Origin of the sequence: Halomonas sp. ATBC28 (assembly GCF_005937175.1) — a bacterium.
Lineage (GTDB): Bacteria > Pseudomonadota > Gammaproteobacteria > Pseudomonadales > Halomonadaceae > Vreelandella > Vreelandella titanicae.
Genome location: NZ_VCQL01000002.1, coordinates 227,826 through 241,932, shown reverse-complemented (window position 1 = coordinate 241,932; position 14,107 = coordinate 227,826). Strand labels below are relative to the sequence as shown.

Genomic DNA, 14,107 nt, shown 5'->3' with positions numbered 1-14,107 from the left:
TCGTTAGGTGGCTGTGTAAGTGATTTACCGCTGTTTCGATGACGTTTTAGGCTGGCGATTTGCCAGCCTTTTTTGGTCACGTATGGAAAAAAGGGGGGGGCTCAAGCGTACATAGAAGGGCGTAGATTAAAGAGGTGAACGAGCGGTTTATTCGGCTGAGTGCTCAAGCAGAATGGCCATGCCTTGACCGCCGCCAATGCAAGCGGCCGCTATGCCATAGCGCAAGCCATCACGCTTGATTTGTCGGGCCAAGGACATTGTTAGCCGCAAGCCCGTTGCAGCCAGTGGGTGCCCAATGGCGATAGCTCCGCCATGAACGTTGAGCTTGGTTGGGTCGAGATCCAGCTCACGTGCAACTGCGAGCACCTGCGCGCCCTGAGCCTCGTTGATTTCGAAGCGGTCGATATCATTGAGAGTGAGGCCGCTACGTTCCAGCAGTAGCCGAATGGCGGGTGCCGGTCCAATACCCATGATCTCGGGGGCTACGCCAACCACGGCCGTGGCGCATAGGCGTGCGAGAGATGACCTGGCCGCGTGAGTCCCTGCCATCACCAGCGCCGCTGCTGCGCCGTCGACCACGGCGGCGCTGTTACCAGCCGTTTGTACGCCGCCGTCGTATACCGGCGGCAATTGGTTCAATACCTTCCGAGGCGAAGGCCGAATATGTGTGTCTTGGTCTACCCGGGTAATTTTACGAGGTAGGCGAATGCGCCTATCACTATAACCGGGGAGGGAGAAGGTTTCGTTTTCAACAGCAATGATATCCGCGGAGAGAATCCCTTGCGCTTGGGCTTCGACCCCCCGGGAGAAGCTGCGCTCGGCATAGGCGTCTACCTGCTCACGAGTGATGGCATAGCGCTGCGCCAGTGTGTCGGCGGTCTGAATCATCGATACATTGGGTGCCGGATCCATTAGCGCTTCCCACAGGAAGTCTTTGAAGGCCACCTGTGGACCCAGTTTGAAGCCACCTCTGTGCGTGTAGGCTGCAATTGGGTTGCGGGTCATGGATTCCGTGCCGACGCACAGCACGCACTTGGCCTGCCCGAGTGCAATCTGTTCCGCAGCTTGTTTCAACAGCTCAAAACCGGTGCCGCAAACACGCTGTGTGTGTAGCGCAGGCACCTCCTGAGGGACGCCTGCATACAATCCAATATGGCGGGGGAGTAAATAGGCGTCGAAACTTGCCTGTGCCACCGACCCAGCGATCACCGAATCAACGCTTGCCGGTGGTGTACCGCTCATGTCTAGTACTGCCTTGGCGACCCTGATGCCCAGATCCGTGGGGGAGATCGCCCCCAGTACACCGTTCAGGTCGGTGAACGGTGTGCGTACAGCGGCAACTAAATGGGTATCCTCAAATGCCGTGTAGTGCCCGCGTGTCATAGTTATTCTCCCAAAATAGCGTAGCGGGCGGCGTATAGCTGCCCGTGCGCTCTGGTGGCGGCTGACGCCCTGATGTTAAAAGTGCCGGTAGTTAAGACGCTGGGCTGTTGGGCAGGATAATGCGTGGATCGTGGGGGGGCTCAGCGTAGAGACAGGCCACGAGATCCGAGTAGCGCTCGCGAACTAGGCGCTGATTCACCGAGCCCTTGTCGGTCAGTTCACCGCGGTCAACGGAAAGCGGTTGATTGAGCAGTAATAGGCGCTCTAAACGCATGGAGCTTGACTGGCCGCGGCAGTGGGTTGCCAGGCGCTGTGCGAACCACTGGTGCAGGCTGGCGTCGGTGGCCAGAGCCTCAAGGGAGCTATCCGCTGAGCCAAGCTTCTGCTCACAGGCGGGAAGGTTCAGCACGACGATGCCCGTCAGGTAGTCACGCCCTTCGCCGACCACCACGATGTCTTGTACCAGCGGGGCAAAGTGCTCGACAAGGTTTAGGCGCAGGGTGCCCACATTGACCCAGGTGCCGGTCACCAGTTTGAAATTCTCGCTTAGCCGGCCGTCAAAGATTAGCCCCCGTTCGGGGTGGTCTGGGTCAAGAAGGCGCATGGCATCTCCGGTACAGTAGTAGCCTTCGTAGTCAAACGCTTCGCTGGTTCGCTGGGTGTCGCGCCAGTAGCCTGGCGTGATGTTGAGGCCCTTGAGGCGCGCCTCCCACTTATCATCCGTCGCTACCAGTTTCAGCGCCATGCCAGGTACGGGCTGCCCGATCAACCCCGGTGTCTCGCTGGGCTCTTCGGTGCAAAATGCCAGGCATGCTTCGGTAGAGCCCAGCCCCGTCAACATGGGAACGGGAGCCCCGCGCGTCTGTTTGCCTAGGCTCTCTAAGGCGGTGCGCACATGGGCGGGCAGTACGGCCCCCCCGAAGTGCAGCATTTCCAGGTCACGGAAAAAGGCTTCACGCAGGGTGTCATCGTTACGCAAGTGCTCGACTAGTGCTTCAAACCCTTTGGGAACATTGCAGTAAAACGTCGGCGATACTTCGCGCAGATTCTCGACGGTTCGCTGAACCCCCTGGGCGGTGGGGTTACCGTCATCAATGTATAACGAGCCTCCGTTATGCATTGCCATCCCCAAAATCGTATTGCCGCCGAAAGTGTGGTGCCAGGGGAGCCAGTCGACTAACACCGGGGTGCGCCGTTCTAGAAAGCTCAGCCGTTTCGCCAGCATGGCTTGGTTGCTGCATAGCATGCGATGGGTGTTAATCACCGCTTTCGGCATGCCCGTTGACCCTGAGGTAAACAGTAGTTTAGCGATACTGTCAGGCGTTACACGGGCGTGGGCATCGTCAACCTCGGCGCTTGCCGGCGTCGCTGCCAGTGAGTCAAATGCCAGGGCCCGCTGAGCTGGTACCTTGGCCACACAGGTGACGTTATTATCGCAAACGGCTGCCAGTGCCTTGCCAAAGCGCGTCTCTTCATCGACAAATAGCATTCCTGGGGTTACCAGCTCCACCACATGCCTAAGCTTAACGAAATCCTCAGACAGCAGCGCGTAAGAGGGCGACACCGGCACGTAGGGAATGCCCACATGCATGGCGGCACAGGCAAGCAGAGCATGTTCGATGCTGTTTCCCGACAGCACCATCAGCGGCCGCTCCGTCGACAGGCCATGATCAATCAGTGCTTGTGCCAGACGAATCACTTGTGGCATTGCTTCACCGAAGGTTAGCGTTCGCCACCTGTGTCGACCCTCTTCTCGCTCAGCCAAAAAGGGGCTCAGTGGTGTTTCACTTGCCCAATGGGTTAGGCGCTGGGTCATGCTGCTGGGATAGCTGGGAACATCGCCCCCGTGTAGTCGGTACTCGTGGAGGGGTGGCTTGGTAAGCGGAGGGGGGAGTGACATGAATAGCTCCATAGCGAAAAATATTGGATTTGTTGTGTGCTGTCATCTTGGCGAATATAGTTATAGTTGTTAACTAGATGATTGGCTAGGATGCTGATTTAAGACCTTGGTTGTAATTATTTAAATAAGATGGGAATTGACGCATGACCACATCTAAAAAAAGCAAGTCTGTTCAGCAAGTTGAGCCCGAAGAAAAAGAGCCGACTTCTGTCGCCGGCCTGGTGCTTGAAAATCGCCTTGGGTACGCCTTGAGAAGGGCTCAACTCTCCGTTTTTAAACATTTTAATGAGGCCATGCAGGAGTATGAAATACGCCCTGCCCAGTTCTCTTCGCTCGTGGTGATTGAAGGCTATCCCGGTATCACCCAAACCAATTTAGCCAAAATACTGGACATTGATCCGCCCAGAATCGTTAGCCTAATTAATAATCTTGAGGAAAGAGGGCTTGCTCTGCGGGTGCGATGTAAGCGAGATCGGCGCTCCCACGGGATTTTTCTTAGCAAAAAAGGGGAAGCCTTAACCGAACAGCTAAAAGAACTGGCTGAACAGAGTGATATCAATGCAACTCAAGCACTTAGTGAAATTGAGCGGCGCCAATTGCTGTCTCTTTTAGTGAAAATATACGCAGCGGATACCATCGAGGAATAAAACTTTAGGCGTATTTTTGTCGGCAACGCTTGCATGCTCTCTCAAAGACAATTACTTATATTAAGTAACTAGTTTGGTTGTGACGGTCTCGCGGTGTATAGCGCAAGGTGTGTTTCAGCCATACAGCGAACTCCAAAAACAAGAGACGAAGCGATGAGCAGCTTAGCGACGGTACCGACAATCGGCACTGCATTGATGCGCCGTAGCCTTGAGACACCCTGTAGGGTTGCCGCGATAAGCGGCGGCTTGCTGGTCGCAGCACTCGCGATCATCACCGTCGTTAGTATTCTTGGCCGGTGGCTAGCCAGTGCGCCAATCTTAAGTGAACTGCCTATATTGGAATGGGTGGGCCCCATCACTGGCGATTACGAGCTGGTGGAAATGGGTACTGCCATTGCCGTTTTTCTGTTTTTACCTTACTGCCATCTTCGCGGTGGGCATGTCACGGTGGATCTACTGGTCATGCATGCGCCGCCCATGATTCAACGCCTGCTCGCTGTTGTCGCAGAAACGCTTTTTTTGGTGGTGGCAGGGTTAATGACCTGGCGCCTCTATCATGGCTTGCTCGATAAACGACGCTATATGGAAACCAGCATGCTGCTGGATATACCGCTCTGGTGGGGGTATGTCGGCGGCCTTGTGGGGTTCGCGCTGTTGACGCTGGTGTGTCTCTATCGCACCTGCGATGCGTTTACTTACGACCCGCCACAGCCCGGTTCTAATCAAAATAGCGCGACTCATAGCAGTTCGGCTCAAGACGGTTCGGATCAAGAAAGCTCCGCCCAGGGAGACCTGTGATGACACCACTCACTTTGGGCGCTAGCGGCTTTGTGGTACTGCTATTCATGATGGCTACGCGTATTCCTATTGGCCTGGCCATGCTAGTTGTCGGTGCCGTAGGTATGATGCTGATCACTGGCCCGATGGGCATTTTAAATGGCTTAAAGACGCTCCCTTACGAACACTTTTCCAGCCATACGCTATCCATCATTCCGCTTTTCCTGCTTATGGGACAGTTTGCGGCGAGAGCCGGTCTCTCCCGAGCCATGTTTCAGGCAGCCAACGACTGGCTGGGTCACCGCCGCGGTGGGCTGGCGATGTCTACCATAGGCGCTTGCGGCGCTTTTGGGGCCATCTGTGGCTCTTCGCTGGCTACCGCCGCCACCATGACCAAAGTGGCGCTGCCCGAAATGGAGCGTCAAGGGTATCGCGGCAGCCTGGCGACCGGCGCACTGGCCGCTGGCGGCACCCTGGGCATTTTGATTCCCCCTTCTGTGGTGTTGGTTATCTACGCAATTCTGGCCGAGCAAAACATTAATGAAATGTTTGCCGCCGCCCTGGTGCCGGGTTTGTTAGCGGTGTTCAGCTATATGCTGGCCATCTCGCTTTACGTGCGCTTTTTCCCTGACAGTGCGCCGAGTAAAGCGAAAGCATCCCGGAGCGAGCGTTGGCGCTCACTGCTGGAGGTTTGGCCAGGAGCAGCGATCTTTATCGTGGTGATTGGAGGCATCTATACCGGTATCTTTACGCCGACCGAAGCCGCAGCCGTCGGTGCGGTCTCCACCGGTGCCCTGGCAATAACAAGAGGCGGACTGCGTTGGAACGGCCTGCGCGACTGTGTACTTGAGACCGCGGTGACCTCGGCAATGATTTTCTTCATTGTCCTTGGCGCCAGTGTCTTCAATAGCTTCCTTGCCCTGACCCAGCTTCCGCAAATGACCGCCGGTTGGATAGTGGGGCTCGAGATCAGCCCCTGGGTGGTTCTGGCCGGCATTCTGTTCTGTTATTTGGTGCTTGGCTGCTTTATGGACAGCCTCTCGATGATCCTGCTCACCGTGCCTATCTTTCTGCCCATCGTCACCGGGATGGACTTCGGCATGCCCGCAACGGATGTGGCGATATGGTTCGGTATTTTAGCGCTGGTGGTCGTCGAGGTTGGCATGATCACGCCGCCGGTGGGGCTGAACATTTTCATTATCCACTCCATGGCGCCACGCATTCCTTTAACGGAAACCTTTAAAGGCATCCTGCCTTTTTTAGCGGCCGATCTTATTCGCATTATTTTGCTGGTGCTCTTCCCCGCCATCTCGCTTGGCTTCGTCTACTTAATCAATTGATCAAGGTGGTCACATGTCCCATGACGCGAGCCAGCGAAGGTTAACGCCCATCGTGATGGCGAGGAGATAGCTAAGCGAAAAGTTCAGCGCTGAACAGATTGTTAAACAGTCGTTTTTGATAAGTAACGTTGTAAGTCGTTTGATAAAACCTGAGGAGTAAGAGATGAGTAACTACCAAGATCGCTGGCAAACCGTGAAAGTAAACGTCGAAGAGGGCATTGCCTGGGTGACGTTGAATCGCCCTGAAAAGCGCAACGCCATGAGTCCGACGCTCAACCGTGAAATGATCGATGTGCTGGAGACCATCGAGCTGGATCAAGAGGCCCAAGTACTGGTGTTGACCGGCGAGGGTGAATCCTTTTCAGCCGGTATGGATCTTAAAGAGTACTTCCGCGAGATCGACGCCAGCCCCGAGATCGTTCAGGTCAAGGTGCGCCGCGACGCCTCTACCTGGCAGTGGAAGTTACTGCGCCACTACGCCAAGCCCACCATTGCCATGGTTAATGGCTGGTGCTTTGGCGGCGCCTTCTCGCCGCTGGTTGCCTGCGATTTGGCGATTGCCGCCGACGAGTCGGTATTCGGCCTTTCCGAAATCAACTGGGGTATTCCTCCAGGCAATCTGGTTAGCAAAGCCATGGCCGACACCGTGGGTCACCGTGAAGCGCTCTACTACATCATGACCGGGGAAACATTTACCGGCCCCCAGGCGGCCAAAATGGGTCTGGTTAACAGAAGCGTGCCATTGACTGAATTACGCGAAGCCACCCGCGAGCTGGCCGCTACGTTGCGTGATAAGAACCCCGTTGTGATGCGTGCTGCCAAGACGGGCTTCAAAATGTGCCGCGAACTGACCTGGGAGCAGAACGAGGAGTATCTCTACGCCAAGCTCGACCAGGCGCAGCAGCTTGATCCTGAACAGGGGCGTGAGCAAGGGCTGAAGCAGTTCCTTGATGACAAGAGCATCAAACCGGGTCTAGAGAGCTACCATCGATAAGTACGGGATCTGAACAACAACAATCGATAATCCTTTAAACGAGAGGTCGTCATGGATCTGAAACTGTTAATTGGTGGAGAGCAGTGTGCTGCTGAACAAAGCGCGAACTTTACTCGGGCCAATCCGCTGACTGGTAGCGTCGTCACCCAGGCTGCGGCGGCCTCTGCCGCCGATGCTGCTCGGGCAGCAGAAGCAGCCGCGAAAGCATTTCCTGCCTGGTCAGGAACGGGGCCCGGCGAGAAGCGCGCCAAGCTGCTTAAGGCCGCAGAGGCCATGGAGGCGCGCCAAGCCGATTTTATCGAACGCATGGTGGATGAAACTGGCGCTACGCCAGGCTGGGCAGGTTTTAACGTGATGGTCGCCGCCAGCATTCTACGCGAGGCCGCGTCGCTGACCACGCAAGTGGGTGGTGAGGTCATCCCTTCTAACGTACCCGATAACTTAGCGATGGGCGTGCGCGTGCCCTGCGGTGTGGTGGTGGGCATTGCGCCCTGGAACGCACCGATTATTCTTGGCACCCGTGCCATCGCCACACCGCTGGCGTGCGGCAATACGGTGGTACTCAAGGCTTCTGAACAGTGCCCCGGAACCCACCACCTGATTGGGGAGGTGCTGATCGAGGCGGGCCTGGGCGATGGCATCGTTAACGTGGTGACCAATGCGCCCCCGCAGGCCGCCGAGGTCGTCGATGCGCTGATCGAGCATCAAGCCGTGCGGCGTATCAATTTCACCGGCTCGACCGAGGTGGGGCGGATCATTGCCGAAAAGGCGGCGCGCCATCTCAAGCCGGTCCTGCTGGAACTGGGTGGCAAGGCGCCGTTCGTGGTACTGGAAGATGCCGACCTGGATGCCGCCGTGGAGGCCGCTGCCTTTGGCGCCTTCTTCAATCAGGGGCAGATCTGTATGTCCACTGAGCGGCTGATTGTGGTGGATGCGGTCGCTGATGCCTTCGTCGAAAAACTGGCTCGCAAAGCACAAACGCTGCGCGCGGGCGATCCTCGGGGGGAAGGTAACGCGCTGGGTACGCTGATCAACCGCGAATCGGGTGAGAAGCTCAATACCCTGCTTGACGACGCCCAACGGCATGGCGCTCGTTTAGCCTGTGGCGGTAAGGCCGAAGGCGTCATTATGCAGCCTACCGTGGTCGATGGGGTTACCAAGGCGATGCGCCTCTATGGCGAAGAGTCGTTTGGCCCGGTGGTGGCGCTGATGCGTGTCAAGGATGAGGAGGAAGCCCTGCGCGTGGCGAACGATAGTGAATATGGCCTTTCTGCCGCCGTTTTCAGCCGCGACACCGCCCGGGCGATGCAGTTTGCCCAACGCATTGAGTCGGGTATTTGCCATATCAATGCGCCTACCGTCCACGATGAGCCGCAGATGCCCTTTGGCGGCGTTAAATCGAGCGGCTATGGACGCTTTGGCGGTAAGGCCGGGATTGAGGAGTTCACCGACCTGCGCTGGATGACTCTGCAGCTTGGCCCGCGCCATTACCCTATTTAGATAAGCCAGGAACTTATGTCTTACAAGAAAGCGAAGTAAATAAGGAGTACATTACAATGACAATAAAACCCACACTCGCCAGCCTCGCGTTGTTAAGCGGCATACTCTTCAGCGGTAGTGGCTACGCCCAAGACACGGTGACCCTGCGCCTGCACCACTTTGCTGCCCCTGCCACGCCAGTGCAGACCGAGTATCTGGAGCCTTGGGCTAAGCGTATCGAAGAGCAGTCCGAGGGGGCTATCAAGGTAGAAATATTCCCTGCCATGCAGTTGGGTGGGTCGGCGCCCTCCCTCTATGATCAAGCCAAGGATGGGGTAGTGGATATTGCCTGGACATTGCTCAGCTATACGCCTAATCGATTCCCGGAGTCCGAGGCCTTCGACCAACCCTTCCTGCCCACAACGGGGGAAGCCACCAGCATGGCAGCCCATGAGTTTGCGACAACGCATATGCAGGCTGCCTTTGAGGGCGTCTACCCTATCGCCGTATTTGCCCATACACCGGGCAAGCTCCATACCAGAGGCGTATCTATTGAAAGTGTTGATGATCTCGATGGCCTGGCCCTTCGTGCGCCTTCGAAGACCATGAACCGCTATCTGGGGCTGCTTGGCGCGCAAGCGGTGGGCATGCCAATGCCGCAAATTCCGGAAGCCATCTCGCGGGGGGTGATCGATGGCCTGACACTGCCCTTTGAGAGCGCTGCGGCATTGGGCGTGCTGGATATCGCCCAGAACCACACCTTTTTCGAGGGTGAACAAGGTTTGTATACGGCGATGATGGTTCTGGGCTTAAACCAAGCTAGCTATGATGCACTCTCGCCGGAACTGAAACAGGTGATTGACGATAATGCCGGGCTTGAAGAGGCGCAGCGTATCGGTCAGGTCATGGATCAAGCGGAAGAGAAGGCGATTGAAGCCATTGAAGCGAGTGGTGAAGGTGAAATGTTCTACATCGCTCAAGACTCACTGGCACCCTGGCAGGCAGCAGCTGAGACGGCCACGGCTCAATGGATTGACGACATGGGTAAGCGAGGCTTTGATGGTCAACTGCTCTATGATGAGGCGACTCGATTGGTAGAGAAATATACCGAGCAGACAATGTAGTCAGTCTTTGCTCTTGTCAGTAAGCCGTCTTCGTACTAACGAAGGCGGCTTTTTATTGATGCATCGGTGGATGACTAATCTCGTGGTAATTCGACTATGGTCGTGAAGTGATATTGGAAAAGTCCAATTTTTCGATGCTATTTTGCTTTTTGGGACAGGTAAGCAGGCTGGAACACTGATTGCCTTTGATCGTGCGGGTATAAAGGCTCGCTGCGGTGCTTAAACATAGACGAATGTCGATTAGCCCTACGCCTCATAGTGGACTAATGTGGTTGCTTAAAGCGAACTAGTATTCGCTATGCGAACTTACAATAATCCAAGAAAGTCCTGGAGGCTCCTATGAAAATGTCCCTATCCCGATGCATTTTGGCAGCGGCAATTACTGGCCTGGCCGTTAGCTCTGCCCAGGCAGAGACCACCCTGCGGATGGCCCACTTTTGGCCTGGCCCTTCAGGCGTTAATGAAGATGTTTTGCAGGCATGGGCCGATACCATTGCGGAAGAATCCAATGGCGATCTAACCATTCAAATGTTTCCCGCCGGTACCCTAGCCAAACCGGACTCCATTTATGAAGCTGCTGCCAACGGTATAGCCGATATTGGTGCCACCGCCCAGGGCTATACTGCCGGTCGCTTCCCCCTCTCACAGATCGTTGAACTACCTGGGGTAGCGAGCACGGCAACGCAAGGTGCTTGCGTACTGCAAACGCTCTATGACGACGGCCATTTGGATAGCGAATACGAAGACACCCGCCCGCTGTTTATGTTTACCACGGGCCCCGGTGGCATCCACACCATCGACACCGATGTGCAAACCCCTGCCGACCTGGAAGGGCTGCGCATTCGCCGTCCCACCGCTGTAGCGGGCGAGATGCTGGAAAATATGGGCGCGATTCCCGTGGGCATGCCAGCTCCCGATATCTACACCTCCATGCAGCGTGGTGTTATTGAAGGTTTGAGCTTTCCCTGGGAAGGCCTCAAAGGCTTCCGCATCAACGAGCTAGTGAGTTATCACACCGAAGTGCCCTTTTATACGCTGATCTTCGTCGCCACCATGAACCAGCGCGCCTATGACAGCCTGACGCCAGAGCAACAAGCGGTAATCGATAATAACTCAGGCATGAAGTGGGCTGAAAACGCCGGTGCGGTGTTTGATCGGCTTGATGTAGAAGGCAAACAAGAAGCTGCTGATGCAGGCCATACCATTCGCGAAATCGAAAATCCGTTAGCGCATCCTGATTGGCAAGAACCGCTCGAAACCGGTATTGAAAACTACCTAACGCAGCTGGAAGAGCGCGGTCTGGACCAGGCCCGAGATGTATATCAAGCAGCCCTGGCAGCCAGTGAGTCGTGTGGTACCCAATAGGGGTAAGGTTATATGAAGTCTACTCTCTATAGGGCCAGCCACTGGCTGGCCCTCATTTGTCGCTTGGTGGCTGGCATCGCACTGATTGGGTTGCTGGCAGTTACCATCGCTGATGTAAGTACGCGTTATCTATCGCGTATAACGGAAGGTGCGATTGCACTGCGCGTTTCTGGCAGTGTAGAGCTGGTTAGCTATTTGATGCTGTTTGCGCTACTAGCGGCCATGGCGGCTAATGTGGAGAAAAGCCAAGTGGTGGTAGAGGCGTTCTCCCACGGCTTGCCGCAAGCGATAAAAAATCGCCTGCAGGGGCTCTTTTTCCTCGGCTTTATGGCGCTGGGGCTGATTCTGTTTGTGGGTTTGCTGGATTCGGCCGCAGCGGCCAGTCGGCACGGCGAAATAACCCAAGACCTGCGGCTACCCTTGGGGCCGATTTACCAGTTGGCAGCAGTGCTCAGCTTGCTACTGGGGATACGTAGCTTTATTCACGCCTTGCTCGGCGTTATTTATGCAGTGGGTGAGGAGGCAACTCATGGGGAGTGAAGCGATTGGTGCCATTGGGCTAGGGCTTTTATTGGTATTGATGATTCTGCGCGTACCGGTCGCCTTAACCATGCTAATTGTGGGGGTATTGGGGTTTGCGCAAATCATTAGTTGGGATGCGGCTGTAGCGCAGTTAAAAACCGTACCGGTGGAAGTACTCTCTAACTACAGTTTCAGCGCCGTGCCTATGTTTATCTTGATGGGCGTGCTGGCTGCTCATTCGGGGATGGCCGGTAAGCTGTTTGATTCAACACGTATTATTTGCGGTGGCTGGAAGGGCGGCCTGGCGATTGCAGCCGTGGGCTCTTGCGGCATCTTCTCCGCTATCTCCGGCTCTTCGTTAGCCACGGCGAGCACCATGACCCGGGTAGCGTTGCCGGAGATGGAGCGCTATGGCTATAACCGTGGTTTAGCAACTGGCGCGCTGGCTGCAGGCGGCACGCTGGGCATTATGATTCCGCCCAGTATCGCGCTGCTTATTTACGCCATTCTTACCGAACAGTCCGTTGGCGATATGTTCATGGCGGGGCTGATTCCCGGTCTGCTGGGGCTGGTGATGTATTCACTGACCATTACGGTAGTCATGTATCTGCGCCCCTCCCTGGCGGTAGCGGGTGAACCCACTGCTTGGAAAGAGAAGCTGCTATCGCTGACCGGCTTAGTGCCCTTCTTTGGCGTTTTCCTGGTGATGATTTTAGGTATCTATTTTGGTGCCTTTACACCGACGGAGGGCGCTAGCGTCGGGGCGTTCGCCACGCTGCTTTATGCCCTTGCGAAAGGCATGCGCGGTGCGCAGCTATGGCATAGCGTACAAGAGACGTTGGCGCTGTCCGCGGTGGTTTTCTTTATGCTGGTGGGGGCTGAAACGCTGGGTTACTTCATCTCGGTGTCGCGCATTTCGTTCTCTATCACTGACCTGCTCTACGGCATGGATCTAACCCCTATCGTCGTGGTGCTGTGCATTCTGGCGCTCTACTTTGTGCTGGGAATGTTTATGGACTCCATCGCCATGCTGGTAATCACCGTACCGGTGGTTTATCCGATTATTCAGGCAATGGGTATCGACCCGGTATGGTTCGGTATTTTGACCGTACTGACCGTTGAGCTGGGACTGATGACCCCGCCGGTGGGGATGAACGTGTTTGTGATTAAAGCGATGGCGCCGCACGTGGGGCTGGGGGAGATATTTAAAGGGGTTACACCCTTTGTAGTGTCTGACTTGCTGCGCCTGACGCTTTTGATTCTTTTCCCGGTGCTCTCGACCTTCTTTTTACTTTAAGTAAATTGAAATAAGCGACGTACAATATCGTCATTACCGCTGTTGAGAGAGGAAGCCGCCCGGCGCAAGGCCGGGCTGAGCAGGTTTTGAGGAGAAAATAGTCGACGACAGGCGAGGGAATAAAATAACCAACGATGCGCGTTTTAGTGGATAGGATGACGCACGATGGGTTTTATTGCCCGGCCATGCTCGGCATCGTCGATCGCCTGGTTGATCTGATCAAAATCGTAGAAGGTCACCAGCCGATCAAAGGGAAAGCGGCCCTGCTCATACAGCCGAATCAGCGCCGGTATAAAGATATCGGGCAGCGAGTCGCCTTCCACAATGCCCCGCAGGCTACGCCCCGCTGACATCATATGGGTCAGATTCAGTTCCACCGTGGTCGTGGGGTCGGAGGCGCCAACAATCCCGCATGTGCCACGCGGCGCCAGTGCATCCACTGCTGTTTGAATGACGGTGGGCAGGCCCGTGGTATCGAGCGCATGATCAACGCCGATGCCGCCCGTAGCGTCGAAGATCTGAGTCATCAGGTCGTCTGCGTTGGCGGGAATGGCATGACTAGCGCCAAGCTCTTTTGCCAGTGCCAGCCGCTGTTCATGGAGGTCGACCGCAATGATGGTGGTCGCACCGGCGACCCCCCCCGCCATGATCGCGGAAAGCCCCACGGAGCCGGTGCCAAACACCAGCAGTGAATCGCCCGGTGCCACAGCAAGCGAGTTCAGCACTGCACCAGCACCGGTTTGCACACCGCAGGCCAGGGGGCCGAGCAGTTCCAGTGGCGCTGAAGTGGGCACCTGGACGATATTGCGTTCATGGCAGAGGGCGTGGCTGGCGAAGGAGGACTGGCCGAAGATATTGGCGTGAACCGGCTCGGCGTCTTTCGATAGGCCGCTGGAGCCATCGGCACGGGTGCCAAAGAAATTCCGTGGGAAAAAATCATGACAGTAGCTGGCCTGGCCACCCGAGCAACTGGGGCAGTGCCCGCAGGAGTTGAAGGTCATGACCACAGGGTCACCGACTCCCACTTTGGTCACTCCGGCCCCAACCGATTCAACAATACCGGCGCCTTCATGGCCGAGTACCACGGGTTGAGGTGTAGGTAGCTGCTGGTCGCGCATGGCGATATCAGTGTGACAAATGCCGGTGGCGACCACACGCACCAGGATTTCGCCCGCACGGGGCGCTTCAAGCTGTAGCGTTTCGATAGAAAATGGTGCCCGAGGCGAGCGGGCAACGGCGGCAATGATATTCATGGCATGCTCCCGGTTAGGTTCAAGTG

12 protein-coding genes are annotated in these 14,107 nt (G+C 56.1%); 9 read left to right on the top strand and 3 right to left on the bottom strand.

From position 1 onward, the window contains the following. Positions 1 to 147 precede the first annotated feature (147 nt). Together E0L35_RS03140 and E0L35_RS03135 are read right to left on the bottom strand one after the other, a co-directional pair. Complete coding sequence (locus tag E0L35_RS03140) at positions 148 to 1,383, bottom strand: thiolase family protein (RefSeq protein WP_138799571.1); 1,236 nt, start codon at positions 1,381 to 1,383, stop codon at positions 148 to 150. 91 nt (positions 1,384 to 1,474) lie between these two features. After that, the gene (locus E0L35_RS03135; protein ID WP_249362079.1) at positions 1,475 to 3,283 is read right to left on the bottom strand and encodes a feruloyl-CoA synthase; all 1,809 of its coding nucleotides are present in this window, start codon (positions 3,281 to 3,283) and stop codon (positions 1,475 to 1,477) included. A gap of 143 nt (positions 3,284 to 3,426) precedes the next feature. Between E0L35_RS03135 and E0L35_RS03130 the strand changes: the two genes are divergently transcribed. From E0L35_RS03130 to E0L35_RS03090, 9 genes are all read left to right on the top strand, one after another. Next, a complete protein-coding gene (locus E0L35_RS03130) occupies positions 3,427 to 3,930 on the top strand; it encodes a MarR family winged helix-turn-helix transcriptional regulator (RefSeq protein ID WP_138799569.1) in 504 nt (167 codons plus the stop codon). A 153-nt stretch (positions 3,931 to 4,083) separates the two neighbouring features. Further along, positions 4,084 to 4,728, top strand: coding sequence for a TRAP transporter small permease (locus E0L35_RS03125; RefSeq protein WP_138799568.1), 645 nt, complete (start codon positions 4,084 to 4,086; stop codon positions 4,726 to 4,728). Beyond that, the gene (locus E0L35_RS03120) at positions 4,728 to 6,047 is read left to right on the top strand and encodes a TRAP transporter large permease (protein ID WP_133732201.1); all 1,320 of its coding nucleotides are present in this window, start codon (positions 4,728 to 4,730) and stop codon (positions 6,045 to 6,047) included. The genes E0L35_RS03125 and E0L35_RS03120 overlap by 1 nt, the downstream gene beginning before the upstream one ends. 163 nt (positions 6,048 to 6,210) lie before the next feature. After that, positions 6,211 to 7,041, top strand: coding sequence for a p-hydroxycinnamoyl CoA hydratase/lyase (locus tag E0L35_RS03115; RefSeq protein ID WP_138799567.1), 831 nt, complete (start codon positions 6,211 to 6,213; stop codon positions 7,039 to 7,041). Between the two features lie 51 nt (positions 7,042 to 7,092). Then, on the top strand, positions 7,093 to 8,541 hold the full coding sequence (locus tag E0L35_RS03110) for an aldehyde dehydrogenase (RefSeq protein ID WP_138799566.1): 1,449 nt from the start codon (positions 7,093 to 7,095) through the stop codon (positions 8,539 to 8,541). A gap of 56 nt (positions 8,542 to 8,597) precedes the next feature. Then, on the top strand, positions 8,598 to 9,644 hold the full coding sequence (locus tag E0L35_RS03105) for a TRAP transporter substrate-binding protein (RefSeq protein WP_138799565.1): 1,047 nt from the start codon (positions 8,598 to 8,600) through the stop codon (positions 9,642 to 9,644). A 339-nt stretch (positions 9,645 to 9,983) separates the two neighbouring features. Further along, entirely contained in the window at positions 9,984 to 11,009 is a 1,026-nt protein-coding gene (locus E0L35_RS03100; protein WP_138799564.1) for a TRAP transporter substrate-binding protein, read from the top strand. Between the two features lie 12 nt (positions 11,010 to 11,021). Beyond that, a complete protein-coding gene (locus E0L35_RS03095; RefSeq protein WP_138799563.1) occupies positions 11,022 to 11,549 on the top strand; it encodes a TRAP transporter small permease subunit in 528 nt (175 codons plus the stop codon). After that, positions 11,539 to 12,828 (top strand): TRAP transporter large permease, encoded by a 1,290-nt coding sequence (locus E0L35_RS03090; protein ID WP_138799562.1) that lies wholly within the window; start codon positions 11,539 to 11,541, stop codon positions 12,826 to 12,828. The genes E0L35_RS03095 and E0L35_RS03090 overlap by 11 nt, the downstream gene beginning before the upstream one ends. A 143-nt stretch (positions 12,829 to 12,971) precedes the next feature. On the opposite strand, the gene E0L35_RS03085 is transcribed toward E0L35_RS03090, so the two are convergent. Next, positions 12,972 to 14,081 (bottom strand): NAD(P)-dependent alcohol dehydrogenase, encoded by a 1,110-nt coding sequence (locus tag E0L35_RS03085; protein ID WP_138799561.1) that lies wholly within the window; start codon positions 14,079 to 14,081, stop codon positions 12,972 to 12,974. Positions 14,082 to 14,107: the final 26 nt, after the last annotated feature.